The following is a 24,611-nucleotide window of genomic DNA, read 5'->3' on the forward strand; positions in this document are numbered from 1 at the left end:
GGATGATTAATCGAATCAGCACCGGACGGAGCAAATGAAAGTCCTTGGGCCATATCGGACTTCTGGGGCTTTTCAGTGTCCAAAAGGCAGTTCAAGCAAAAGGAAAACCGCAGCGATGGCGTACTACCGCACTCCTCACGACGTTACCGCTCTGCCCGCCTGGCAGGCGTTGAAAGACCACCGCCAAGCCATGCAGGACTTCAGCATGCGCGAGGCGTTCAATGCCGACCCGCAGCGCTTCAGCCAATTCACTCTGAGCAGCTGCGGCCTGTTTCTCGACTACTCCAAGAACCTGATCAACAGCCAGACCCGCGACCTGCTGGTTAGCCTGGCGCAAGAAGTCGGCCTGGCCGATGCGATCAAGTCCATGATGACTGGCGAGCTGGTCAATGCTTCCGAAGCTCGCCCGGCACTGCATACGGCCCTGCGCCGCCCAGTTGGCGACAAGCTGTCGGTGAACGGTGTCAACGTGATGCCGGAAGTACACAAGGTGCTGAACCAGATCACCGAACTGGTGGGCCGTATCCACGACGGCCTGTGGCGCGGCTATACCGAGAAGCCCATCACCGATGTGGTGAACATCGGCATCGGCGGCTCCTTCCTCGGCCCGGAACTGGTCTCCGAAGCCCTGCTGTCGTATACCCACAAGGGCGTGCGCTGCCACTACCTGGCCAATATCGATGGCAGTGAGTTCCACGAGCTTTCAGCGAAGATTCGTGCTGAAACCACGCTGTTCATCGTTTCCTCCAAATCGTTCAACACCCTCGAAACCCTGAAGAACGCCCAGGCTGCACGGGCCTGGTACCTGGCCCAGGGTGGCTCCGAGGCGGAGTTGCATCGCCATTTCATCGCAGTGTCGAGCAACAATGCGGCCGCGGTAGCCTTCGGTATCCGTGAAGAGAACATCTTCCCGATGTGGGACTGGGTTGGTGGGCGCTATTCGCTGTGGTCAGCCATCGGCCTGCCGATCGCCCTGGCCATCGGCATGTCCAACTTCAAGGAACTGCTGTCCGGTGCCTACACCATGGACCAGCACTTCCAGAACGCCCCGTTCGAACAGAACATGCCGGTGCTGCTGGCCCTGCTGGGTGTGTGGTACGGCAACTTCTGGGGCGCGCAAAGCCACGCGATCCTGCCGTACGACCACTACCTGCGCAACATCACCAAGCACCTTCAACAACTGGACATGGAGTCCAACGGCAAGAGCGTGCGCCAGGACGGAAGCCCGGTGAATACCGATACCGGCCCGGTAATCTGGGGTGGCGTCGGCTGCAACGGGCAACATGCCTACCATCAGCTGCTGCACCAGGGTACCCAGTTGATCCCTGCCGACTTCATCGTGCCGATCGTCAGCTTCAACCCAGTGGCCGACCATCATCAATGGCTGTACGCCAACTGCCTGTCCCAGAGCCAGGCCCTGATGCTGGGCAAGACCCGCGCCGAAGCCGAGAGCGAGCTGCGGGACAAAGGCCTGAGCGAGGCCGAAGTGCAACGGCTGGCACCGCACAAAGTGATCCCAGGCAATCGCCCGAGCAACACCTTGGTAGTGGAGCGCATCAGCCCACGGCGCCTTGGCGCACTGGTAGCGTTGTACGAACACAAGGTATTCGTGCAGAGCGTGATCTGGGGCATCAACGCCTTCGACCAATGGGGCGTGGAGCTGGGCAAGGAACTGGGCAAGGGCGTCTACAGCCGCCTGGTGGGCAGCGACGAAACCCTGGCCGAGGATGCCTCGACCCAAGGCCTGATCAACTACTTCCGTGGTCGCCACCGCGGCTGATCGCCTGCATCCATGGGGGCCGGCTTGCCGGCTCCCATTCGGGCCCTGGCCCTTGAACCTTGCCCCCACATGCGCGCACCCTTGGACCTTGTCGCCAAACAAGCACAAGGAGCCGTCATGTTCGATATCAGCATTTTTCCGAAAGCCGATGCCGTCCGCCAGGCAGCCCAACTGAGCCAGGACGACTACCTCCACCTCTATAGCCAGTCCATTGAGCAGCCAGAACTGTTCTGGGCCGGGCAAGCCAAACGTTTCCTGCACTGGAGCCAGCCCTGGGCCGAGGTGCATCGCTATGACAGCCACACTGGCCAGGCCAGCTGGTTCCGCGGCGGCCAGCTCAATGTCAGCTACAACTGCATTGATCGCCACCTGGAGACACGCGGCGACCAGGCCGCGATCATCTGGGAAGGCGACGACCCTGCCGAATCCCTGCGCATCACCTACCGCACCTTGCACCAACAGGTCTGCCGCCTGGCCAACCTGCTCAAGAGCCGCGGCGTGAAGAAAGGCGACCGGGTGTGCATCTACATGCCGATGATCCCCGAGGCCGCCTACGCCATGCTCGCCTGCACCCGCATCGGTGCCGTGCATTCGGTGGTGTTCGGCGGTTTCTCCCCGGAGGCCCTGCGCGACCGGATCCTCAACGCCGATTGCCACACCCTGATCACCGCCGACGAAGGCCTGCGCGGCGGCAAGCTGGTGCCGCTTAAAAGCAATGTCGACAAGGCCCTGCTCAGCTGTCCGGACGTCAGCAGCGTGATCATGGTGCAGCGCACCGGCGCTGCAGTGAGTTGGGTCGACGGCCGCGACATCCATTATGAGCAGGCCATGGCCGCCAGCAGCGACCAGTGCGCGCCCGAGCCGATGGACGCCGAGGACCCGCTGTTCATCCTCTACACCTCCGGCAGCACCGGCAAACCCAAGGGGGTGCTGCACACCACCGGCGGCTACCTGCTGCAGGTGGCCATGACCTTCAAGTACGTCATGGACTACCGCGACGGCGAGGTCTTCTGGTGCACCGCCGATGTCGGCTGGGTCACCGGCCACAGCTACATTCTCTACGGCCCACTGGCCAACGGCGCCACCACGCTGATTTTCGAAGGGGTACCCAACCACCCCAGCACTTCGCGCTTCTGGGAGGTGGTGGACAAGCATCGGGTGAACATCTTCTACACCGCGCCCACCGCCTTGCGCGCGTTGATGCGCGAAGGCAGCGGCCCGTTGCGCAACAGCTCGCGCGCCAGCCTGCGCCTGCTCGGCAGCGTCGGTGAACCGATCAATCCTGAAGCCTGGGAATGGTATTTCAACGCCGTGGGCGAACAACGCTGCCCGATCGTCGATACCTGGTGGCAGACCGAGACCGGCGGCATCATGCTCAGCCCGCTGGCCAGCACCCGGCTGATAAAGCCTGGCTGTGCCATGGCACCGATGTTCGGCGTGCAGCCGGTGTTACTGGACGACCAAGGCCAGGAGATCCAGGGCGCCGGCAGCGGCATTATGGTGCTCAAGGGCAGTTGGCCGGGGCAGATCCGTACCGTCTATGGCGACCCGCAACGCATGATCGAGACTTACTTCGCGCCCTATCCGGGCTACTACTTCACCGGCGATGGCGCCCGTCGCGACGAAGACGGCAGCTACTGGATCACCGGGCGCATCGATGACGTAATCAACGTCTCCGGACACCGTATCGGTACCGCGGAAGTGGAAAGCGCCCTGGTACTCCACGACGACATTGCCGAAGCCGCGGTGGTAGGTTACCCCCACGACCTCAAGGGCCAGGGGATCTATGCCTTTGTCACCCCGATGCAAGGCGTCGAGCCTGGCGAGCAGTTGAAGCAGGAATTGCTCGCCCTGGTCAGTCGAGAAATCGGCAGTTTTGCCAAGCCCGATCTGATCCAGTGGGCACCGGCATTGCCCAAGACCCGCTCGGGCAAGATCATGCGACGTATCTTGCGCAAGATCGCCTGCAACGAACTGGACAGCCTGGGCGATACCTCAACCCTGGCAGACCCTGGCGTGGTGAATGGGCTGATCGACAAACGCCTGAACAACTGAAACCGGAGCGGCCCCGGCCGCGCCGCCTTTTTCATTATCCGCAGCGAGTCGCCATGGAATTCATTCGCAGCCGTATCGAAAGCCAGGTCATGAGCCTCTCCGGCCTATCCCTGGGCCAGCTCGACCTGGAAAACCCCAAGGGCGACCCTGGCCTGTTCGGCCCGGGCGCGGTCTGCTGGCAAGTACACGCCGACTTCAGCAGCATGTTGATTGGCGGTATCAGCGCCTTGCTGATGCAGGCGTTGCATCCCTTGGCCCTGGCCGGGGTCTGGGACCATTCGAACTTCCGCCAGGACCTGATCGGTCGCCTGCGGCGTACCGGGCAGTTCATTTCCGGAACCACCTTCGGCTCACGCCAGGACGCCGAATGGTTGATCGATAAAGTCCGCGGTATCCACTTGCACATCACCGGCACCGCACCCGATGGGCGAGCTTATGCCGCCAGCGATCCGGACCTGCTGACCTGGGTGCACGTTGCCGAAGTCAGCAGCTTTCTCGCCGCCCACCTGCGCTATCTCAACCCGCATCTGTCAGGAACGGACCAGGATCGCTACTACGATGAAGTCGCCCTGATTGCCGAACGTCTTGGCGCCCGGAATGTGCCTCGCTCGCGCAGGGCCGTGGCCGACTACCTGCAAGCCATGCGTGCGCAACTATCGTGCGACGAGCGCAGTCGCGAAGTATTGCGCTTGCTGCTGGCCGCTCCAGCCCCCAGCCGGCTGGCCAAGCCCTTTGGCTCATTGATGATGCAGGCCGGAATCGACCTGTTGCCCGACTGGGCCAGTGCCCTGCTCGGCGTCAACCAGAACCCCCTGCAGCGCCAGCTGATCCGCGCCAGTATCAAACGCAGTGCACCGATGCTGCGCTGGGCAGTACGCGACAGCTCGGCGCACCGGGCTAGACGGCGCATGGGCCTGTAGAAACCGACCGGCCAAGGTCAATGACGGCGCCATCGCCTACCCGATCGGCGCCTCGGGCTGCCGATATTAGTGACCCCGCTGCATGAAATGCTCTAGCGCGATGCCAGGAAAGGCCTGGCCATCGAGCGCTAACCCCGTACATCCGTAGGAGCGAGGCTTGCCCGCGAGGCAAACGTCATGACACCGCCGTGCATCAGGCACAGCGCGTGTTCGTTGAAGATTTATCGCAGGCAAGCCTCGCTCCTACAGACAACAGAAGCCCACCACCGCGCGCACCGCCTACAAGCACTAAACGAAGCTGGTAAACTGCCCCGCCCAATCATTCGCAAGGCGCCCGCATGTCTTCCTTGAACCAGGCGCTGCGCGCCGCCCTCGATCATCGCCAAGACCTGCTCGCCGAGCTGCACCAGCAAGGCACCGATTGCTATCGCCTGTTCCATGGTAGCCAGGAAGGCGCCGGCGGCCTGACCATCGACCGATATGGCCCGCAACTGCTGGTCCAGAGCTTTCACCAGCCACTGGAACGCGATGCCCTGCTACAACTGCATGAGATCGTCGACCAGCGCCTGGAACTGTCTAGCCTGCTGGTCTACAACGACCGCTCCCGGAGCAATTCGCGTATCGCCCGTGAAGACTCGGTGTACCGCGCCGAAGACGCCGCGCTGGAAGATCTCGTCGGCCATGAGTGGGGCCTGAACTATCGGGTTCGCGGGCGTCATACCGGACAGGACCCCTTGCTATTCCTCGACCTGCGCAATGCCCGGGGCTGGGTCAAGCGCCACAGTGCCGGCAAGAGCGTGCTCAACCTCTTTGCCTATACCTGCGGTGTCGGGCTCTGCGCTGCCGCAGGTGGCGCTCGCGAGGTCTGCAACCTGGACTTCGCCGAAGGCAATCTGGCGGTCGGTCGGGAGAACGCCCAGCTCAATCCACAGTTGCCATCGATGGAGTTCGTGCAGTCAGATTACTTCCCGGCGATCCGCCAGTTGGCAGGCCTGCCCATCAGCCAGCGACGTGGGCAGAAACTGCCCAGCTACCCACGCCTGGAACAACGCCAGTACGACCTGGTGCTGCTGGACCCCCCAGCCTGGGCCAAGAGCGCCTTTGGCACCGTCGACCTGCTGCGCGATTATCAAAGCCTGCTCAAACCCGCGCTATTGGCCACCGCCGAGGATGGCGTACTGATCTGCTGTAACAACCTGGCCAAGGTCTCGATGCAGGACTGGCGCGAACAGGTTCTGCGCTGCGCCGAGAAAGCCGGGCGCCCGGTGCGGGATTGCCAGGTCCTGCCACCCGCCTCGGACTTCCCCTCCCTGGATGGCCATCCACCGTTGAAAACCCTGGTCCTGCAACTCTGAAGCGATGTCATAAATCTGAACAATCCTGAAAAATGGACTGGTTTCGGAACCGTAAACGCGTGCCATACTCCAAGGCACATTTGATTCAAAAGATGAAGCCTCGCATGACCAAAGGATTGATTCGCGCTACCTGCGCCTTGTTGACCGCTCTCGCCCTTTACAGTCTGCTGGGCTTTTTCATTTTGCCGGGTATCGCCCTGCGCGTGGCCAACCAACAATTGGCCAACTACGCCACGACCCCTGCGCATATCCAACGCATCGAACTCAACCCTTTCAGCCTTGAACTGACGGTCTGGGGCCTGGGCATTGGCGAGCCGGGCAAAGAGCAAGTGGCCTTCGAGCGCCTCTACGCCAACCTGCAACTGGACAGCCTGTGGACTCGCGCCCTGCACCTGGCGGATGTGGAGCTGGACCAGCCCAAGACCGAGATCCTTTTCGACAAGGAGGGCAAGCTCAACCTCCTGGGCCTGTTCAAGCTCCCGGCCAGCGAACCCACGCCCAGCGATCCTGAGGCCAAGCCCTTTCCCGTCCGTATCGAGCGCATCAAGCTGGCCGGTGGCTACGTGCATTTTCAGGATTTGCGCCCCAGCGAGCCCATCGAGTTCCTCTACAACAAGCTCGACTTCGAGCTGAAGAACCTCAGCACCCTGCCTGACGACAGCGCCGACATGACCCTGGTGGCGACCGGTCCTGATGGCGGGCAGATCGACTGGAGCGGTAACTTCAGCGTGACCCCATTGGCGTCCGAAGGCACCTTGAAAGTCACTGACGGCAAGATGAAAGCCTGGTGGCCTTACGTTCGCGATGCCGTACCGCTGGTGCTGGAAGAAGGCCAGGTGAGCCTCGACACCCATTACAAATTCAGCCTGGACAAAGGCACCGAGCTGTTGCTGGACAAGGTATCGGTCAGCATCGCGCCCTTTGCCATCAAGGCGCCGGATGGCCGTCCCCTGGCGCGACTGGAACGCCTGGACGTCAGCGAGACCACGGTGGACCTGGCCAAGCAGCAAGTCATCGTCGGCAAGATCAGCAGCCAGAAACTGGAAACCTGGGCCGCCCGCGAAGCCGACGGCCAACTGGATTGGCAAAAGCTGTTCGCCAGCCAGCCCGCCAAACCGGCCCCCAAGCATGAGCCCGCCACCGCCGAAGCGCCCAAGGAGCCAACGGCGCCGAGCAAGCCCTGGCAGGTCCTGCTCAAGGACGTGCAATTGCGCAACTACCAGGTGCACCTGGCCGACCGCCAGGTCAAGCCGGCAGTCGCCCTGGAAGTGGGACCGCTGAACCTGGACCTGAAGAACTTTGACAGCCTCAACCAGTCGCCCTTCACCCTCAAGCTCGATACCGGCCTGGGCAAACAGGGTCGGATCGATGCCAACGGCGAGGTCAACCTCAACCCCATCAGCGCCAAACTCAAGGTACAGACCAAGGACATCGACCTGCGCGTCGCCCAGTCCTACATCAGCCCATTCATTCGCCTGGAGCTGCGTAGCGGGATGCTCGGCAGTGATCTGGCGGTCGACCTGAAGAAGGTCGAACCGCTGGCCTTCAGCATCACCGGCCGGGCCAACGTGGATCAACTGCACACTCTGGACACTCTCAAGACCCGCGACTTCGTGAAGTGGAAGCAGGTGGTGGTGGAAGGCCTGAACTACCAGCATGACGACAGCCTGAGCATCAGCCGCATCAACCTGATGCAGCCCTATGCGCGCTTCATCATCAACGATGACCGCACCACCAACGTCGACGACCTGCTGATCCCTCAACCGGCGGGCAGCGCCAGCAAATCCTCGGCCAAACCAGCGGCCAGCTCGAGCAAGCCCCTGGGCATCCACATCGGTGAAATCGCCATCAACGACGGCTCGGCCAACTTCGCCGACCTGACCCTGACGCCCAACTTCGCCACAGCCATCCAGCAGCTCAACGGCCGGATCGGTACCATCGACAGTCGCCAGGCCAAGCCTGCGGATGTGGACGTCAAGGGCAAGGTCGATCGCTATGCGCCAGTGACCATCAAAGGCAGCGTCAACCCTTTCGATCCGATGTCGGCCCTGGATATCGCCACCAGCTTCAAGCGGGTGGAACTGACGACCCTGACGCCCTATTCCGGCAAGTTTGCAGGCTTTCGCATTCGCAAGGGACGGCTCAACCTCGACCTGCACTACATGATCACCAAGGGCCAGCTCAAGGCCGAGAACAAACTGGTGGTCGAACAACTGCAGTTGGGGGAAAAGGTCGACAGTCCGGACGCCGTGGACCTGCCAATTCGCCTGGCGGTGGCCCTGCTCAAGGACACCGACGGCAAGATCTCCATCGAGCTGCCGATCTCGGGCGACCTGAACAACCCGCAGTTCAGCGTCATGCCGATTGTCTGGCAAACCTTGCGCAACCTGGTGCTGCGCGCGGCCCAGGCACCGTTCAAGTTCATTGGAGGCCTGATCAGTGGTGGAGGGTCGGAAGACCTGGGTAGCGTGAGTTTCACCCCAGGCTCCAGCGAACTGAGCAAGGAATCCGAATCGTCACTGACCAATCTGGCCAAGGCGCTCCAGGAGCGCCCGACCCTGCGCCTGGAGATCGAAGGTACCAGCGCCCAGAGCAGCGACGGCCCGTTGATTGCCGAACAACGCCTGGAGCGCGAATACCAGTACAACTACTACAAGATCCTCCAGCGTCGCGGTGACAAGGTCCCTGCCCAAGCCTCGCTGCTGCAGGTGCCCGAAGGCGAGAAAGCCCCATTGCTCGAGGGCATCTATCGCACCCGCCTGAAACAACAGCCACCTGCGGAATGGAATCAGCTCAGTCGTGACGAGCGTAGCGCCAAGCTGCGTGAAGGCTTGATCAAGTACTGGGGCGCCAGCGAGGTGCTGTTGCGTCAGCTGGGCCAGGAACGAGCCAGCAGCATCAAGGACTTCCTGGTGGAAAAGGGCCAGTTGGCTGACGACCGGGTCTACTTCATCGACGCCAACCTGGGCCAGGCAGAAAGCAACGGCAATGTGATTACCCCTATGCATCTGGACAGCGAATGATCCTGGGGCGGAGCTGTCCCCTCTGACCGGCACCCTTGCTCATCAAGCGTTGATATCCACCACTCAATAGAACAGGCCCCGACACCAAGTGCCGGGGCCTGTAATGATCACATCCCTGTGATCTTCGCATGAACCCTTGAAAGTAGTGGCAGGCACCAGCCTGCCGCTACCTCTCCCTGTCCAGGCGAGAACCTGTCGGCTTATTCAGCCTTCAAGCCATCGGCGGAGACCGCCTTCACGCCTTTGATCTTCTTGGTGATCGCCACCGCTGTGGCCTTTTGCGACTCGGTGATGGCCACGGTGGACGACAGGGACACGACGCCCTTGTTGGTTTCGACCTTGATATCAGTGCCAGGAATGCCTTTCTCGGTGACCAGATCGCTTTTCACCTTGGTGGTGATCCAGGTGTCGGAGGTGGCCTCTTTGGCCTTGGTCACTTCACCGGCAGCCACGACCATGGGCGACTGGGTGCTTTGGGTGGGCTGTGCAAAAGCTGCGTTGGCCATAGTCAGGGTCAGAGCGGTAGCGGTTGCAGCAGCGATAGCGAACTTCTTCATACGAGTAACTCCTGTTCTTCTGGGAAGCCTGCGCCGTGTCCTGGCAACAGGGTATCAGGGATATTGCAGGCGCTGTGCCAACTCCCAACCAAGCAAAATATCCATATAAATCAATATCTTATAAAAAACACAAAAAATCGGACTCATGCAAAATGCATGATGACGCGCACCTCTGCATGCAAGTTGCGAGTTCCTGGCGGCCAGCAGCCAGCCATTCAGGCCTCATCCGCACTACAGCCTTTGGGAGCATAGTCCGCCTCCACCGTGGTGACGCAGCTCCAACCGGTTGCCGCCGAACGCCTCAGGGTCAGGCTCTTGTCCAGCACTGGCCCCGGGGCATTGAGGATCGTGCAGCCGATGCTCCCTTCTCCAGTGGCTGCCGTGCCCGCAGCGCTCATCCGGCAATTGGATGTCTGTGCAATACCACCGGCCAGCGCCAAGGTCGGATCGGTGCCCTGCGCAAGCAGGTCCTCGACGCCCGCTTTCAGCGCCGAGGCCTCTGCCAACGCAGCGACTACCTTGGCCCTGGCCTGGTACTTGGCGTAAAGCGGCATCGCCACCATCGCAAGGATGCCGATAATGGCGACCACCACTAGCAATTCGATCAGGGTAAAGCCGGACTGTCGTTTCATGGATTGCCTCCTGGCATGAACAGAAATTGCAAGAAAAGCCGCAAGGGCCACCAGACCCAAAGCACGCCCTGTGCCAGGTGCCTCACCCCGCAATCCAGGCTCTACAGGGCAGAGGTCCATGGCCTTCGCTGCAAGAAGTCGCACTAACTGACAAAATTCGTCAGCCTCTGCCGTTATCCGTCAGGGCTCCGGGAGCTAGGCTTGAAAGGGCAGGAAGGCATCTGCCTGTGCGGTAGTTCGCAACGAAATCCACCGTCTTATCAGGGATCGAACCATGGCGGTAAAAGCTTCCAGGACCAGCGTGTACCTCTGGCAAGGTACCGATAGCCGGGGTCATGTCATGAGCGGCGAACTGAGTGCCGCGAACCCGGCCCTGGTTGGGGCTCGCCTACGCAAGCAGGGCATCATCCCAACCAGGGTCCGCCGCAAACCTCGGTACGGGCTGCGTTTGGGACCGCGGGTAAAATCACGGGACATCGCTTTGCTCACCCGCCAATTGGCAACGCTGTTCCAGGCTGGCGTACCACTGCTGCAGTCCCTGGAAATCATTGCCGATAGCTTCGGCCAACCGTTGATCCGCCAGCTCCTGGGACAACTCAAGCACGATATCGAGGCCGGCTCCAACCTGGCCAACGCGCTGCGCAAACACCCACAACACTTCGACCCGTTGTACTGCAACCTGGTGGAGGCCGGCGAGCAGGCAGGGGCCCTGGATACACTGCTGGAGCGGATCGCCACCTACCAGGAAAAAAGCGAGCGTCTCAAGGCCCGCCTGAAGAAGGCCATGGTCTACCCCCTGGCAGTGATCGGCGTCGCGCTCATAGTCAGCAGCATCCTGCTGCTCAAAGTGGTTCCGCAATTCCAGAGTCTGTTCGCCGGCTTCAATGCCGAACTGCCCTGGCTGACCCAGAAGGTCATCGGTCTTTCATATTTCCTGCAGCAACACGGTGGAACCTCGCTGGCAGCCTGCCTGGGGCTCGGGCTAGGTGGACGCCTGCTCTATCGTCGTTCTGCACGTCTACGCGATCATCTGGATGCAGGGTTGTTGCGCTTGCCACTGGGCGGCGCCTTGCTGCACAAGTCTGCCGTGGCGCGCATGGCCCGTACCCTGGCCACCACCTTCGCTGCGGGAGTCCCCCTGGTTCAAGCCCTGGAGTCCGTCGCTGGTGCCAGCGGCAACCATATTCATCGACGCGCGATGGAGCGTATCCGCCTCCAGGTCGAAGGTGGCATGCAACTGAATTTCGCCATGCGTGCCAGCGGTGTTTTCCCTGACATGGCGATCCAGATGACCGCCATCGGTGAAGAATCCGGAACCCTGGATCATTTATTGGAAAAGGTAGCGGCGCATTATGAAGCTGAGGTGGATAACCTGGTGGACAGCCTGACCAGCCTCATGGAGCCTTTGATCATGGTGATCCTGGGCAGTATCGTCGCAGCCTTGGTACTGGCGATGTACTTGCCCATTTTTCAACTCGGTACAGCGATCTGAACATGTCCTTGCCTGAAGTCCTTAGCCTTTATCCCCTGGTATTCGTAATGACCGGCCTACTGCTGGGGCTGATCGTCGGCAGTTTTCTCAATGTACTGGTCTGGCGTCTGCCACAGATGCTCGAGCGTGACTGGCGGGCCCAAGCCCATGAAATCCTGGGGCTACCTGCGGAGCCTGAAACCGCTCCCTATAACCTGCTGTTGCCCCATTCCCATTGCCCCAGCTGCGGAACACCTATCCGCCCCTGGCAGAATGTTCCGCTGATCAGCTATCTGTGGCTGCGTGGCCGCTGCGCCCATTGCCAAGCCAGCATCAGCCTGCGCTATCCCCTGACCGAACTGGCTTGCGGCCTGCTCTCGGCGTTCGTAGCCTGGCATTTCGGTTTTGGCTGGCAAGCCGGCTTGATGCTGCTTCTGAGCTGGGGCCTGCTGGCCATGAGCCTGATCGACGCCGACCATCAGTTGCTACCGGATGTACTGGTACTGCCGTTGCTGTGGCTGGGACTGATCGTCAACAGCTTCGGTATCTTCACAGACCTTGAGAATGCCCTGTGGGGCGCGGCGATCGGCTACTTGTTCCTGTGGTCGGTGTTCTGGCTGTTCAAGCTGCTGACCGGCAAGGATGGCCTGGGCCATGGGGATTTCAAGCTGCTGGCGCTGCTGGGTGCCTGGGGCGGTTGGCAGATCCTGCCGCTGACCCTGCTTCTGGCCTCCCTGACCGGGGCGCTGCTGGGCACCCTCATATTGCGCTTGCGCCAGGCCAAAGGCTCGACGCCTATCCCCTTTGGCCCATTTCTGGCGATTGCCGGCTGGATTGCCTTGCTCTGGGGTGGTCAAATAACCGACTTCTATTTGCAGTTTGTCGGTTTCCAATGACTCGCTCCGTGAACACCCCCTGGACCCTTGGCCTTACCGGCGGTATCGGTAGCGGCAAGAGCGCCGCCGCCCAGCACTTCATCGACCTGGGCACCCATGTGATCGACGCCGATCACGCCGCCCGCTGGGTGGTGGAGCCTGGACGCCCTGCCCTGGGCCAGATCGCCCAGCACTTTGGTGACGGCGTATTGCAAGCCGACGGCCAGTTGGACCGCGCGGCCCTGCGCAAGCTGATCTTCGAAGAGCCGGAACAGCGCCGCTGGCTAGAGGCCCTGCTGCACCCGCTGATCGCCGAGGAGATCGCCAGCCACCTGGCCCGTGCCGAATCACCCTACGCGATCCTGGTATCGCCTTTACTGGTGGAGTCCGGTCAGGCCCGGATGACCCAGCGCATCCTGGTGATCGATGCACCACAGCAATTACAGGTCGAACGTACCCTGCTGCGTGACCAGGTCAGCGAACAGCAGGTCCAGGCGATCCTGAAGGCCCAGGCCAGCCGTGAAGAACGGCTACGGCATGCCGATGATGTACTGGTCAACGACCGCGACCGGGCCTGGTTGAACAGCGAGGTCGAACGCCTGCATCACTTTTACTTAACTTTGCGTGGAGGCCAGCCATGAGCCAACCCCTGACCGTCGAATGCCCAACCTGTGGCGCCCCCGTGGAATGGACCGCGGCCAACGTCAACCGGCCGTTCTGCTCCGACCGTTGCAAATTGATCGACCTGGGCGCGTGGGCGGCCGAGGAACACAAGATCCCGGTGAGCCCGGACGCCGAGGACGAGCTGTTCTCCGAGGAACTGCCGCCCCGGGCCCACTGAGTCCGCCGATAGATCGATCAGGGCCGCATGAAGCTGTAGTCCTGATCGTCGTCGAGGTTTTCCGCGAGGAACTGCAACTCATCCGCCAGGTCCTCGATACTGCGCACATTCTTGCTCTGCTGCACCACCGCGCTAAGCAGGGCCCGCAGGCTCAAACCCGGCTCGAACCCTTCCTGCAAGGCATTTTGCAGACTGTCGCGCACTTCCTGCCGGGCCCACTGATAGACACTCATGACCGCACTCCTGGAATTTTTGTCGAGCATGCAGCGCGGCCCGAAGCCCGGAATTGATATGGATCAAGGGCGCGGGTCCTCGTCCTTCCAGGGTGCCGAGAGGTAGCGAGTACGGTTGAACGTCTCCAGCCATTCGGGGCAGAACACCACCAGGGCGCTGACCACCATGCCGTTGATGAATGCCTCCGGAAAGATGATCAACCACAGGTAACCAATGAAATCCTCAAGCCATTCGGGCATGGCGAAGCGTTCGTCGAACCAGAGGATGCCCAATGCGCAAAGCAGGCATAGCAGCGCTGACAGCGCCGCAGCAAAAAAACCGGAACAGAAGATATAGACGAAAAGATTACGTGGCTGCGCCCTCTCCACCAGCCAGGCGCAGGTTTCAGTCACCGCCACCGGCAGCAAGATCAACAGCGCACCATTGACTCCCAGGGCTGGCAGGTCCTGGCGTCCCAAGACCAGCAATCCCAGTTGCGCGATCAAGCCACCGACTACCGCCAACGGCCAGTCCAGCAGCAGGGTCACCGCTGTCATGCCAATGAAGTGATAGGACACCCCGGTATCGAAATCCCGCCGAACCAGCCATAGCAGGAACAAGGCGAACACAGTGCCGAATAACAAGTGCTGGCGGCGACTGTCGCTAAACAATTCGACCCAGGGCGCACGCCATACCGCCCAGGCCAGCAGCGGCACATACAGCAGCCAACCCAGCATCAGCGTCTGCGGCGCCAACAGTGCCGAACTGATCATGGCCTGGCTTGTTCCAGCGCCGCAGCCAGTTGCTCGGCAGTGGCGTACTCCTGGCGTGCCACCAAGCGTCCGTCCTGCAATTGCAGCCACAACACCTTGTCTTCGGCTGCGACATAGCGCGGGGCTACTCGCCCGTCGCGATCGAGCATCACCCGGTAGGGATAGTCACGCATGGCCGGAACCGCGAACATCTTGGCAATCAATGCCGGCATGCGCTGGATATCCGCGACGAAAACACCTTGGCGCTCCTGCAGATAATCCTTGGGTTTATCCTTGAGTGCGGCATTCACCAGCTTGGCCGCCTCCATGCTGCGCGCCACCAGCAACACACGAGCCTGGGAGTCTAGGCTATAGGCCTCATCGAACTGATCCAACAGGGTCCAGGGCGCCAACCGCTCTCCCACTTCCAGGGCGTTGGCCCATAACGGCAACAGGCTCAGCAACAGAATTGACCAGCGTTTCACTGCACACTCCTTATTGATCGATTAGACGCAAAACAGTCTACACCGCCCCTGGGCAGGCTCCAGCCAAAGCCTGCGAACAGCTGGCAATGTCAGGCTGAGCTTTTTCCTGTGCCCTGGTTCTTAAGGTCACAATTGGGCGCTAAGCTTGGGTGATGGATGACTCAGATTTCTTGCGCCTGCTTACCATCCAGGCCGAGCAAGCCAATGCGTTCCTGTCCAATGCCCGCAAATGGGAGCGTGAGCGTTGGGTCTGCCAGCGCCTGTTGCAAGGCCTGAACATTCCCTATCGCAATGACGAGTTCAGCGCTGCCGGACAGGAACCACCGGATGTGCTGTTTCGCGAGGCCAGCTTCGAAGTGTTCTTCGTCCTTGATGAGGGGCGCCGGCTCAATGATGAATGGCGTGACGAACTGCAACGCCGACGCAGCGCTTTTTCCCTGAGCCAGTTGGTAAGGCGCGAGGCCAAGCCCAAGCGCATCCCTGCCAACGAGTTGTTGCTACGCCTGGCGCCAACGCTGCGCAAGAAGGCCCACAACTACCAGGAACGCGGAATGAACCTGGGAGAGCTGGATATCATTGCCTTTGCCGCCCTCAAGCGTGAGGTGCTGGATCTCAACAGCCATTTTCCACCACCCACCGAGTACCTGCGCCAGGGCTGGCGCTCCCTGTCCCTGGTGGGACCGACCTTTGCCCGAGTTCTGTTCGCTCATCCGGATGCTCCTGAGTTCCTGCGCAGCAACCTGGGACGCAGCATCGTTTTCGACGTTGGTATCAGTTTATGAGACTCGTCAATCCGCCTTCGGTGGGCATGGCGTAATCCTCACGGCGATGGTAAAAAAGCGCTCATGCCTGCCCGCGCCGGGTTTTCCCTTAAAACCCGACGCAACAGCGGTAATGCTCCTGTTTATGTCGGATTACACTGAGCTGTAACGTTCCCGCATGTTGCGACGTCTACCTGACGAGGCCTTTTATGAGCAGCCGCCTGAACCCCGACGACCAACGCCATGTCGAAGATTATCTGCAACTACCCCAGCACCGAGTCGAGCGCCGGCCCTTCCGGCCGTGGATGCTCCTTGTGGTGGTAGTCGTGGTGACCGTGGCCCTCGGTCTGTTGAGCCGTCTTATCAGTTACCTGACGCTATGAGCTGCATCGCGCTCGCTCGGTCGACTGTCCCGATTTCTTTTAGCCTTGCGAGATATCCCCATGACTCATCGTATTGTCATCGTTGGCGGCGGCGCCGGCGGCCTGGAGTTGGCGACCCGCCTGGGTAAGACCCTGGGCAAGCGCGGCACCGCCAGTGTGACCCTGGTGGACGCCAATCTGACCCACATCTGGAAACCACTGCTTCACGAAGTGGCAGCCGGTTCGCTGAACTCCTCCGTAGACGAGCTCAACTATGTTGCCCAAGCAAAATGGAACCACTTCGAGTTCCAGCTGGGGCGCATGAGCGGACTTGATCGTCAACAGAAAAAGATCCAGTTGGCCGCCACCTACGACGAAGAAGGTGCGGAGCTGTTGCCTGCTCGCGAACTCGACTATGACACCCTGGTCCTGGCCGTTGGCAGTACCACCAACGACTTTGGAACCCAAGGTGCTGCCCAGCACTGCCTGTTTCTCGACACCCGTAAACAGGCCGAGCGTTTTCACCAGCAACTGCTCAACCACTATCTGCGAGCCCATGCTGGGCAGACCCAGGAGTTGGAGCAGATCAGCGTGGCGATCGTCGGTGCCGGAGCTACCGGTGTCGAACTGGCGGCGGAGCTGCACAATGCAGCCCACGAACTGGCAGCCTATGGGCTGGACCGTATCCGCCCGGAAAACATGCACATCACTGTGATCGAAGCCGGGCCGCGGGTACTACCAGCATTGCCAGAACGCATCAGCGGCCCCGTGCACAAGACCCTGGAAAAACTCGGGGTACGCGTCATGACCAACGCCTCAGTCAGTGAGGTGACGGCCGAAAACCTGATCACCGCGGACAACCAGGTCATTCCCGCCAGCCTCAAGGTTTGGGCTGCGGGTATCCGTGCGCCTGGCTTCCTCAAGGATATTGATGGCCTGGAAACCAATCGTATCAATCAGCTTCAAGTACTGCCGACCTTGCAGACCACACGCGACACGAACATCTTTGCCTTCGGCGATTGCGCCGCCTGCCCACAGCCAGGTAGCGACCGCAACGTACCGCCAAGGGCGCAAGCCGCGCATCAGCAGGCATCGTTACTGGCCAAGTCATTGAAGCTGCATATCGAAGGCAAGGAACTGCCAACCTACAAGTACACCGACTACGGCTCACTGATCTCCCTGTCGCGATTCTCCGCAGTAGGCAACCTGATGGGTAACCTCACCGGTAGTGTGATGCTTGAAGGCTGGTTGGCGCGGATGTTCTACATCTCGCTCTATCGCATGCACCAGGCGGCGCTCTACGGAGTATTTCGTACAGCGATGATGATGCTCGGTAGTCGAATCGGGCGTAGTACGGACCCACGTTTGAAGTTGCACTAAACACGCGACCCGCCAAACACCCACTACCTCAGGTAGTAGGGTGTTTGGTTACGCAACAACATCTGCCCTACGGTTGCCAGACACCCATTTTCGATCAGGCAGTGGCAGCAAGCGATAACCAACCACAAAAATCGCGGGAAATCTCAAGACAACTTCAGGGGAAACGTTAGCGCAGACGCTGCCGTGCCGAATCTGGCAACACCGCCTATTCCCCTCCAACTGAGTTGGCAGTTGAAAATCAAACTAATCACACTTGCAGCTGTATTACACGCAAGCCACCTCGAATAACGACGTGCCTCCAACTGCCAGAATGCTGCAAAGTTTCAATATCGCTCCCATACCCCTCACCATCGTAAATACGGGAGAAAATTTCGATCCAACGGTTCAATGACCGATAGTCCTTCAGGGTTCGGCTCAAATGAATCCAGAAGTTTCAAAAATAGAAACTGGCAACTCGAACAAACAGCGGCCAGCCATTGGAAATGACTAACCGCGAACAATCAATTCAGGGAATCAGTGCGTTACGCTTGGCGAATTCCGCCAAGCTTACTTGTGAGCCCAAACCCAGCTTCTGCAAAAGGCGAGTCTTGTAGGTACTGACAGTCTTGTTGCTCAAAAACAGCTTCTCACCAATGGCCTTGTTCGAATACCCCTTGGCCAGGTGCTGCAACACAATCATCTCCCTGTCAGTCAGCGAGCCGATCTGTTCGGACTCAGTACGCTGCTCTGTCGTAGAGGCTGAAACATCCTGGGCCAGGGATGGATAAAAGGTGTATCCAGCCAGGACTGCGTTCAGGGCCACGACTAGATTGCCCAGGTCTTCTTCCTTGTTGACAAACCCCCTAGCGCCCAGTTGGATACAGCGCCTGCAGAAGCTCTCAACGGATTGCGAAGTGAGTACCAGCACCTCGGTAGGCAAACCGAGAGCCTTGATACGTGAAAGCACCTTGAGACCATCCAGCTTGGGAATGCCGATATCGAGAATCACCACATCCGGTACATGCTCGCGAACCAACTCCAAAGCATCCAAGCCATTATCTGTTTCGGCGACCACCTGCATGTTGTTCTTTTCCAACAACACCTTGACAGCAAGCCGAACAACAGGGTGGTCATCAACTATCAATACGCTATGCATATTTTCACTTCACCTTAAGAACTCGACTTTCGGCCAGCCATGACCGCTCGGAAAATATACTTTATCGCACCCAGACAAGATGCAACTTTTACCGCCACATGCGGTATCGACTTCATGAGTGCAGCGCACATGAAAACGCGATAATCATCTCGCCAACCAAACTGGATGAAATTCACAAACCACACAGCCACGCTACTGCGCAAACTCAGGTTCCGGGTAAACCATCGCTGACACAAGTGGCAAATGCGGCCCGCAGGAGGAATCTGGGAGGTCCGATTGCTCTCCAGGAAAATTCATACAACACCTAGGAATATGCCCAATAGCTTCAACTCCATGACCTTAAGCAAGATAGGCATCAATTAATAACTCGAGCCGGTCATGCAAAATCTGAACATTCTGGTTCTGGAGGACGACCCCTTGCAGCGCCTGGTCATCACCCTGGCATTGAGGAAAGTCATGCCTGGACACGTCCATGAAGCGGGCAACGGCAATGAGGCCCTGGACCTGTTGAACGCCAGCGAGAAAATGGACATTGCCATATGCGACCTGAAGATGTCAGAGATGGACGGTCTGGCGTTCCTGCGCCAGGCCAGCCAAAACGGCAAGCTGCACTCCGTTATCCTGTGCAGCCAGCTTGAACCAATCCTGCGACAAGCCGCCATTACAATGATCAAGCGCCTGGGCTTGAATTTCCTCGGCGATCTGGGAAAGCCTTTCAGCCTCGAGCGCCTTATCACGCTGCTGGCGCGTCATCAGAGGTGGCGCCAAAACCCATTCACGCTCTTGACCAGATTCGAGTTGCCAACGCTGTCCGACATCGTTCGCGGGTTGGACAATGGCGAATTCGAACCCTACTACCAGCCCACGGTGGCGCTCGCCGATACCTCGCTGCTGGGCGTGGAAGCCCTGGTCCGTTGGAATCACCCGCAACTGGGTGTGCTCCCGCCCTCGTACTTCCTGCATGTCATGGAACAGAACAGCCTGCTGGACCGGCTGTTCTGGCCATCCTTCGAGCTCGGCCTGGCTCTACGCCACACCCTGGCTCAACAAGGCAAGCCCCTGAACTTTTCATTCAACCTGCATCCATTGCAGCTCGCATCCCTGAACCTGACCGACTCCATCGCGTCGATGGCTGCGCTATTCAAGGTGCCCTCCAGCAGCCTCACCTTTGAAATCAACGAAACCGGCATGGCAAGCGTCCCTGCCATCAGCCTGGAGAATCTGGTGCGCCTGCGCGTGATGGGGTGCGGCCTGGCCATGGATGATTTCGGAGCCGGCTACGCATCCTTGGAGCGCCTTTGCGAGATACCCTTCAGCCAGATCAAGCTGAATGGCAGCTTCGTACGCAAAATGAAGCACCACCCCAGAAGCAGCGCAATCATTAGTTACACAGTGACCCTTGCCCGCTCCCTGGGTATGTCCCTGATCATCGAGGGCGTCGAAACTCCCGAGCAACGCAGGCGCCTGCAAGAACTGGGTTGTCACGCCGCCCAGGGATTTCTCTTCGCTCGCCCGATGCCTGAAAAGCACTTCACAGCCTATTGCACACGCTAGTCCATCACCTCGATGGCTCACTGACAGATGACAATCCATATCCTGCCGCCACCAGCCAATGCTCATCACCGCATTGTCTGCTGACCATTCCCTCCTGACCTCCTGATTCCAGAAGCGATCATGCATTTACCACTTAACTGGCTTCTTAGCTGCTTGACGATAATGGGAGCCCAACTGGCAATGGCCCAGGTGCTACCTACGACCCTGTACAGCACTGCACGCCTGGACCCTCACGAACTCATGCTGGAGGAAGAAGACTGGCGCTGGCTACGGAGCAAGCAGGAACTGAAGATCGGCGCCATTGCCGCGGAATCGCCACCGTTTAGCGTCAGCTACAACGATAATCGCTATGAGGGGCTCAATGCAGATATCAGCGCACTGATCGGCCAGATGCTCGGAGTCAGCATAAAAATCGTTCCCTTTGCCACCCGGGAGGAAGCCATAGAGGCCCTGAAAACAGCCAACATCGATTTGCTGAGCAGTCACAGCTCCGAACGAAGCGAGCACAGCCTCAGCTTCACCCAGTCGTTCGCCGAAGGCCGCCTGGCCCTGTTCAAACGCAACAATGACCCGCGCAACGCCTCAACCGATCTCGCCGGGCGGCGGATTGCCGTGACCAAGGAACACAGCCCAGAACTGCGGTCACGCTTTCCATTGGCCCATCTGCTGATCTATCCATCCCACGAAGAAGCGATAGCTGCCGCAGCATTCGGTGATGCAGAGATCTACGTCGACGACCTACTCAGCGCCTACTTCCATATCAATCGTGCCTACTATGGCTTTCTCAAGTTCGAGCGCTTCATAGGCCCATCCAGCGCCGGCTATGGTTTTGCTGTACGCAGTAACAACCAGCGCCTGCAGAAGATCCTCGACCAGAGCATCAGCAGCATCGGCCAGGAAAAACTCACCAGCCTGACCCAACGCTGGGTGGGAAGCGGTTTCTTGCCATCAGATGAACGAGTCCCCTTGACCGCAGAGGAATCACGCTGGATCGCACGTAACCCAGTCGTGCGCCTAGTGATCAACGATGACCTGGCACCTGTGGCCTTTTACGATGCCAAAGGCGTTTTTTCCGGTGTTGCGGCTGAACTGCTGGAAGTGATTAGCCAGCGCACAGGCCTGCGATTCGAAGTAACCGCCCGCAACGGTGGCTACCCGCAACAGATTGAAGCCCTGCAACGCTCCGAGGCGGACCTGGCCATCATGACCGCCAGTGCGCAGCGAGAGGAGAGCCTGCGCTTTACTCGCCCGTTCCTGAACAGCCCCTTTGTACTCATCACCCAGACGGACAGGACAGCCTGGGCACAAGTACCAGACAACCTGATTGGCAAGCGCCTGGCCATACCCGCCGGGCATGTGGCATTGCAACAGGTACGCGAGCTGTATCCCAAGACCCAGGTGATAGAGACACAAACCTCGCTGGATAGCATGAGCCAGGTCTACTCAGGCAGTGCTGACGCAGCGGTGGTCGCCCTGCCCACATCGCGCTACTACATCGTCCGCCTGTTCCAGAATCGCCTGGCCGTTGCCGGCCTGATCCACAGCAGCCAGAAAACCGCCAGCTTTGCCGTACGTCGGGGCGATGCGGAGCTGCAATCGATCCTCGACAAGGTTTTGCTCAGCCTCCCCGCCGACGATCTCAATGCCATGGCCAATCACTGGCGCTCACCGCCAGGCATGAGCAGCGAAACCTGGCGCGACTACAGCATCGTAATCGCGGAAATCATTACCGGAGCGGCATTACTGCTCCTGCTGTCCTTGATCTGGGGCTTCTATCTGCAGCGCCGCATAAAGGCCGAGAAGACACTCAATGATCAACTGCGCTTCATCGAAACGCTGACCGAAAACATGCCCCCGGTGCTCTACATACGAGACCTGGAGGGCAATATGCTGTCCTGTAATCGCAGCTATTTGCGTAGTGTCGGGCTGAGCGCCGAGCAGGTCCTGAACAAGACCGTGCAGCAACTGCCCAGCGAGCACTTCTCTGCGGAACCCGATCTGCACCAGAGCTATCTGCAAGCGATCAATGATGGGCAGACGGTCACGTCCATCTATGCCATACAACTGCAGGGCAAGGAGGTCTGGATAGAACACTGGATCCAGCCCTTCCAGGACGCCAATGGCGTTACCAAAGGCGTGATCTGTGGCTGGCTGGACATTACCAAGCACCGATACCTGGTCCAGGAGCTCAAGGAAGCGAAAAACCTTGCAGATGAGGCCAGCCGGGCCAAGACGACGTTCCTGGCGACCATGAGCCATGAAATACGCACCCCAATGAATGCAGTCATCAGCATCCTGGAGCTGGAACTCAAGCGTGCCAACAACGACAGGATCGAACGCTCCAGTATCGATATCGCCTATAACTCGGCCAAAAGCCTGCTGGAACTGATCGGCGATATCCTCGATATTGCCCGCATCGAATCCGGACGCCTGAGCCTCTCGCCCAAGCGTTCCAATTTGCGCGAGCTGGTGGAGTCGGTCGCCAGGGTATTCGAGGGGTTGGCACGGCAGAAAGGCCTGAGCCTGATCCTCGAGATCGACTCCAGCATCAACGGCGATGTCCTGGTAGATGGGATGCGCTTCAAACAGATCCTTTCCAACCTGGTGAGCAACGCTATCAAGTTCACCGAGGCTGGCTTCATCAAGGTGACCATAACGGCGGACTTGCTGGAAAACGCCTTGCTGCGGATCAACCTCTGCGTCGAAGACTCAGGGATCGGAATATCCCCGGCCAGCCAACAACGCCTGTTCCGGCCGTTCTCGCAGGTGGAGCGCAACGTACCGAACGCAGCAGGTACGGGCCTGGGCCTGGTGATTTGTCGCTCCCTGTGCGAAATGATGGGGGGCCAGATTTCCCTGAACAGTTCGTTGGGCCATGGCACTCGGGTGAATGTGGAGTTGCGCCTGCAGGCCCTGGAACGGGTCGCCACCAGCGAACGCCCCGCCTTGCCCAAGGCTCGCCAGATGCGCCGCCTGCAAGTTCTCGTGGTGGACGATCACTCAGTGAACCGCCAGGTTCTGCAACAACAGCTGTGCTTCCTCGGACATGATGTAGTCGAGGCAGAGAACGGCCTGGATGCCTTGAATATCTGGCGCGAGCACGCTTTCGACATCATCATCACCGACTATCACATGCCCATCATGAATGGCGCTGAATTGGCCCGGGCTATCCGTCAGGATGAACGTGACAATGCTTGCGAGCCCGTGACCATCGTTGGCTTGACTGCAGACGCGCAACCTGAAGAGACAGACCGTTGTGTCCAGGCCGGAATGAATGATTGCCTGGTCAAGCCCATCAGCCTCGACGAACTGGAGGAGCGCCTGCTGACGTTGGGCGAGGTCGATGAGAGTGAACAGGGGCCGACCTCCGCGCCTCCACAAGACCTTACTCAACCACCCCGGGTATTCGACCTCGAGTCCCTGCATACCCTGGTGGGAGGCGAAGCGGCAATGCTGCATCAACTCTTGAACGAGCTGCTGAGCAGCAATCGTAAAGACCTACAGGCACTGACAACGTGCTTGCGGGACCAGGCGATCACTGAACTGGCGGAACTGGCGCATCGTATTAAAGGCGCAGCGCGAGTGGTAAAAGGTGCACAGCTGGTAGAAAGCTGTCGTCAACTGGAGGATGCCTGCCTCAGCCCCGACCTATCCTTGGCGGTAATCACCGAACGTGTCGAACAGGTGAAGCAGGCGATCATGACTCTAGAACTGGGCTTGCTTGGAGAATACAAGAGCCGGGAAGAATCACTAGAGCGCTGAAAGGGCAGCGGCTACTGGTCTTTAAGCGTTGTTCGCTTCAGCCGAGCAACGCTCAATATATCCTTGGAACCTTACGAGCAGACAAACGAAAAAGGGCACCTCTAGAGGTGCCCTTTTCGTGAATATGGTCGGGGTAAGGGGATTCGAACTCCTGACATCCTGCTCCCAAAGCAGGCGCGCTACCGGACTGCGCTATACCCCGGTAAAAAAAAGGCACCTTCAAGAGGCGCCTTCTTCGAACAGTGCTTTTGGCTCCTGCTCTTAAGATTCGATTCCAGCGAACTGGTTTCAAAAATGGTGGGTCGTGCAGGATTCGAACCTGCGACCAATTGGTTAAAAGCCAACTGCTCTACCAACTGAGCTAACGACCCAAATATGGTCGGGGTAAGGGGATTCGAACTCCTGACATCCTGCTCCCAAAGCAGGCGCGCTACCGGACTGCGCTATACCCCGGTTTGAAGTTGGCTCCGTGACCAGGACTCGAACCTGGGACCCAATGATTAACAGTCATTTGCTCTACCGACTGAGCTATCACGGAACTAAGCACTTCAAGCTACAACGTGTTGCTTCATCCTCTTCGACTTTCTTCGTATCGCTACGTTCATGTCTCTGAGGCGCGCCATTTTACAATCTTTAAAACCCCTGTCAACCCCCTAAATTGCTTTTAAGACAATGATTTGCGAGTTCATTGCCGGTTT

20 protein-coding genes and 4 tRNA genes are annotated in these 24,611 nt (G+C 59.3%); 14 read left to right on the forward strand and 10 right to left on the reverse strand.

The annotated features are described in order from the left end of the window. Window positions 1-115: 115 nt before the first annotated feature. The 5 genes from pgi (at window position 116) to I9018_RS27680 (ending at window position 9,133) form a co-directional block, all read left to right on the forward strand. A complete protein-coding gene (gene pgi / locus I9018_RS27660) occupies window positions 116-1,780 on the forward strand; it encodes a glucose-6-phosphate isomerase (protein WP_241108033.1) in 1,665 nt (554 codons plus the stop codon). 117 nt (window positions 1,781-1,897) lie between these two features. Next, window positions 1,898-3,835 (forward strand): acetate--CoA ligase, encoded by a 1,938-nt coding sequence (gene acs / locus I9018_RS27665; protein WP_241108034.1) that lies wholly within the window; start codon window positions 1,898-1,900, stop codon window positions 3,833-3,835. Between the two features lie 53 nt (window positions 3,836-3,888). Then, window positions 3,889-4,755 (forward strand): oxygenase MpaB family protein, encoded by an 867-nt coding sequence (locus I9018_RS27670; RefSeq protein WP_241108035.1) that lies wholly within the window; start codon window positions 3,889-3,891, stop codon window positions 4,753-4,755. A 338-nt stretch (window positions 4,756-5,093) separates the two neighbouring features. Continuing rightward, a complete protein-coding gene (locus I9018_RS27675; protein WP_068575522.1) occupies window positions 5,094-6,110 on the forward strand; it encodes a class I SAM-dependent methyltransferase in 1,017 nt (338 codons plus the stop codon). Between the two features lie 104 nt (window positions 6,111-6,214). Next, complete coding sequence (locus I9018_RS27680) at window positions 6,215-9,133, forward strand: DUF748 domain-containing protein (RefSeq protein ID WP_241108036.1); 2,919 nt, start codon at window positions 6,215-6,217, stop codon at window positions 9,131-9,133. A 200-nt stretch (window positions 9,134-9,333) separates the two neighbouring features. Here I9018_RS27680 and I9018_RS27685 read toward each other — a convergent pair whose 3' ends face one another. Both I9018_RS27685 and I9018_RS27690 read right to left on the reverse strand, forming a co-directional pair. After that, window positions 9,334-9,690, reverse strand: coding sequence for a BON domain-containing protein (locus I9018_RS27685; RefSeq protein ID WP_068575524.1), 357 nt, complete (start codon window positions 9,688-9,690; stop codon window positions 9,334-9,336). A 215-nt stretch (window positions 9,691-9,905) separates the two neighbouring features. Next, on the reverse strand, window positions 9,906-10,322 hold the full coding sequence (locus tag I9018_RS27690) for a pilin (protein WP_124347366.1): 417 nt from the start codon (window positions 10,320-10,322) through the stop codon (window positions 9,906-9,908). Between the two features lie 274 nt (window positions 10,323-10,596). Here I9018_RS27690 and I9018_RS27695 point away from each other — a divergent pair, with 274 nt between their 5' ends. The 4 genes from I9018_RS27695 to yacG are packed head-to-tail and all read left to right on the forward strand — an operon-like array spanning window position 10,597 to window position 13,509. Continuing rightward, window positions 10,597-11,814: a type II secretion system F family protein gene (locus I9018_RS27695; RefSeq protein WP_241108037.1), complete on the forward strand. Its 1,218-nt coding sequence runs from the start codon at window positions 10,597-10,599 to the stop codon at window positions 11,812-11,814. A gap of 2 nt (window positions 11,815-11,816) precedes the next feature. Then, window positions 11,817-12,689, forward strand: coding sequence for an A24 family peptidase (locus tag I9018_RS27700; RefSeq protein WP_241108038.1), 873 nt, complete (start codon window positions 11,817-11,819; stop codon window positions 12,687-12,689). Continuing rightward, a complete protein-coding gene (gene coaE / locus I9018_RS27705) occupies window positions 12,686-13,309 on the forward strand; it encodes a dephospho-CoA kinase (protein ID WP_241108039.1) in 624 nt (207 codons plus the stop codon). The genes I9018_RS27700 and coaE overlap by 4 nt, the downstream gene beginning before the upstream one ends. Beyond that, window positions 13,306-13,509 carry a DNA gyrase inhibitor YacG gene (gene yacG / locus I9018_RS27710; RefSeq protein WP_068575529.1) on the forward strand — a complete coding sequence of 68 codons (204 nt, stop codon included), beginning with the start codon at window positions 13,306-13,308 and terminating at the stop codon, window positions 13,507-13,509. The genes coaE and yacG overlap by 4 nt, the downstream gene beginning before the upstream one ends. Before the next feature lie 17 nt (window positions 13,510-13,526). Here yacG and I9018_RS27715 read toward each other — a convergent pair whose 3' ends face one another. From I9018_RS27715 to I9018_RS27725, 3 genes are all read right to left on the reverse strand, one after another. Then, window positions 13,527-13,742, reverse strand: a complete 216-nt coding sequence (locus I9018_RS27715) for a hypothetical protein (RefSeq protein WP_022641062.1) — start codon at window positions 13,740-13,742, stop codon at window positions 13,527-13,529. Between the two features lie 63 nt (window positions 13,743-13,805). After that, entirely contained in the window at window positions 13,806-14,495 is a 690-nt protein-coding gene (locus I9018_RS27720) for an energy-coupling factor ABC transporter permease (protein WP_068575530.1), read from the reverse strand. Further along, a complete protein-coding gene (locus I9018_RS27725) occupies window positions 14,492-14,959 on the reverse strand; it encodes a hypothetical protein (protein WP_068575531.1) in 468 nt (155 codons plus the stop codon). Before I9018_RS27725 ends, I9018_RS27720 begins: the two co-directional genes overlap by 4 nt. Before the next feature lie 152 nt (window positions 14,960-15,111). Here I9018_RS27725 and I9018_RS27730 point away from each other — a divergent pair, with 152 nt between their 5' ends. The 3 genes from I9018_RS27730 to I9018_RS27740 all read left to right on the forward strand — a co-directional run bounded on the left by I9018_RS27730 (window position 15,112) and on the right by I9018_RS27740 (window position 17,462). Further along, on the forward strand, window positions 15,112-15,741 hold the full coding sequence (locus I9018_RS27730; protein ID WP_068575532.1) for a DUF1780 domain-containing protein: 630 nt from the start codon (window positions 15,112-15,114) through the stop codon (window positions 15,739-15,741). A gap of 188 nt (window positions 15,742-15,929) precedes the next feature. Continuing rightward, the gene (locus tag I9018_RS27735) at window positions 15,930-16,103 is read left to right on the forward strand and encodes a DUF3094 family protein (protein ID WP_068575533.1); all 174 of its coding nucleotides are present in this window, start codon (window positions 15,930-15,932) and stop codon (window positions 16,101-16,103) included. Between the two features lie 60 nt (window positions 16,104-16,163). Next, complete coding sequence (locus I9018_RS27740) at window positions 16,164-17,462, forward strand: NAD(P)/FAD-dependent oxidoreductase (RefSeq protein WP_068575534.1); 1,299 nt, start codon at window positions 16,164-16,166, stop codon at window positions 17,460-17,462. A 505-nt stretch (window positions 17,463-17,967) separates the two neighbouring features. Here I9018_RS27740 and I9018_RS27745 read toward each other — a convergent pair. Further along, window positions 17,968-18,597 (reverse strand): response regulator transcription factor, encoded by a 630-nt coding sequence (locus I9018_RS27745; protein WP_068575535.1) that lies wholly within the window; start codon window positions 18,595-18,597, stop codon window positions 17,968-17,970. A gap of 378 nt (window positions 18,598-18,975) precedes the next feature. Between I9018_RS27745 and I9018_RS27750 the strand changes: the two genes are divergently transcribed. After that, window positions 18,976-20,151, forward strand: coding sequence for an EAL domain-containing response regulator (locus tag I9018_RS27750; RefSeq protein ID WP_068575536.1), 1,176 nt, complete (start codon window positions 18,976-18,978; stop codon window positions 20,149-20,151). A gap of 162 nt (window positions 20,152-20,313) precedes the next feature. Continuing rightward, on the forward strand, window positions 20,314-23,913 hold the full coding sequence (locus I9018_RS27755) for a transporter substrate-binding domain-containing protein (protein WP_241108040.1): 3,600 nt from the start codon (window positions 20,314-20,316) through the stop codon (window positions 23,911-23,913). A gap of 125 nt (window positions 23,914-24,038) precedes the next feature. Here I9018_RS27755 and I9018_RS27760 read toward each other — a convergent pair. From I9018_RS27760 to I9018_RS27775, 4 genes are all read right to left on the reverse strand, one after another. Next, a tRNA-Pro gene (locus tag I9018_RS27760) sits at window positions 24,039-24,115 on the reverse strand. A 93-nt stretch (window positions 24,116-24,208) separates the two neighbouring features. Continuing rightward, window positions 24,209-24,284: transfer RNA gene (locus I9018_RS27765), tRNA-Lys, on the reverse strand. A 5-nt stretch (window positions 24,285-24,289) separates the two neighbouring features. Continuing rightward, a tRNA-Pro gene (locus tag I9018_RS27770) sits at window positions 24,290-24,366 on the reverse strand. A gap of 9 nt (window positions 24,367-24,375) precedes the next feature. After that, a tRNA-Asn gene (locus I9018_RS27775) sits at window positions 24,376-24,451 on the reverse strand. Between the last annotated feature and the right edge of the window lie 160 nt (window positions 24,452-24,611).

This window comes from Pseudomonas sp. MPFS (assembly GCF_022537035.1).
Lineage (GTDB): Bacteria > Pseudomonadota > Gammaproteobacteria > Pseudomonadales > Pseudomonadaceae > Aquipseudomonas > Aquipseudomonas sessilinigenes.

Excerpts from the sequence above, each read along its gene's own strand:
- pgi (WP_241108033.1), top strand. The coding sequence starts at position 116 with ATGGCGTACTACCGCACTCCTCACGACGTTACCGCTCTGCCCGCCTGG.
- acs (WP_241108034.1), top strand. The coding sequence starts at position 1,898 with ATGTTCGATATCAGCATTTTTCCGAAAGCCGATGCCGTCCGCCAGGCA.
- I9018_RS27670 (WP_241108035.1), top strand. The coding sequence starts at position 3,889 with ATGGAATTCATTCGCAGCCGTATCGAAAGCCAGGTCATGAGCCTCTCC.
- I9018_RS27675 (WP_068575522.1), top strand. The coding sequence starts at position 5,094 with ATGTCTTCCTTGAACCAGGCGCTGCGCGCCGCCCTCGATCATCGCCAA.
- I9018_RS27680 (WP_241108036.1), top strand. The coding sequence starts at position 6,215 with ATGACCAAAGGATTGATTCGCGCTACCTGCGCCTTGTTGACCGCTCTC.
- I9018_RS27685 (WP_068575524.1), bottom strand. The coding sequence starts at position 9,690 with ATGAAGAAGTTCGCTATCGCTGCTGCAACCGCTACCGCTCTGACCCTG.
- I9018_RS27690 (WP_124347366.1), bottom strand. The coding sequence starts at position 10,322 with ATGAAACGACAGTCCGGCTTTACCCTGATCGAATTGCTAGTGGTGGTC.
- I9018_RS27695 (WP_241108037.1), top strand. The coding sequence starts at position 10,597 with ATGGCGGTAAAAGCTTCCAGGACCAGCGTGTACCTCTGGCAAGGTACC.
- I9018_RS27700 (WP_241108038.1), top strand. The coding sequence starts at position 11,817 with ATGTCCTTGCCTGAAGTCCTTAGCCTTTATCCCCTGGTATTCGTAATG.
- coaE (WP_241108039.1), top strand. The coding sequence starts at position 12,686 with ATGACTCGCTCCGTGAACACCCCCTGGACCCTTGGCCTTACCGGCGGT.
- yacG (WP_068575529.1), top strand. The coding sequence starts at position 13,306 with ATGAGCCAACCCCTGACCGTCGAATGCCCAACCTGTGGCGCCCCCGTG.
- I9018_RS27715 (WP_022641062.1), bottom strand. The coding sequence starts at position 13,742 with ATGAGTGTCTATCAGTGGGCCCGGCAGGAAGTGCGCGACAGTCTGCAA.
- I9018_RS27720 (WP_068575530.1), bottom strand. The coding sequence starts at position 14,495 with ATGATCAGTTCGGCACTGTTGGCGCCGCAGACGCTGATGCTGGGTTGG.
- I9018_RS27730 (WP_068575532.1), top strand. The coding sequence starts at position 15,112 with ATGGATGACTCAGATTTCTTGCGCCTGCTTACCATCCAGGCCGAGCAA.
- I9018_RS27735 (WP_068575533.1), top strand. The coding sequence starts at position 15,930 with ATGAGCAGCCGCCTGAACCCCGACGACCAACGCCATGTCGAAGATTAT.
- I9018_RS27740 (WP_068575534.1), top strand. The coding sequence starts at position 16,164 with ATGACTCATCGTATTGTCATCGTTGGCGGCGGCGCCGGCGGCCTGGAG.
- I9018_RS27745 (WP_068575535.1), bottom strand. The coding sequence starts at position 18,597 with ATGCATAGCGTATTGATAGTTGATGACCACCCTGTTGTTCGGCTTGCT.
- I9018_RS27750 (WP_068575536.1), top strand. The coding sequence starts at position 18,976 with ATGCAAAATCTGAACATTCTGGTTCTGGAGGACGACCCCTTGCAGCGC.
- I9018_RS27755 (WP_241108040.1), top strand. The coding sequence starts at position 20,314 with ATGGGAGCCCAACTGGCAATGGCCCAGGTGCTACCTACGACCCTGTAC.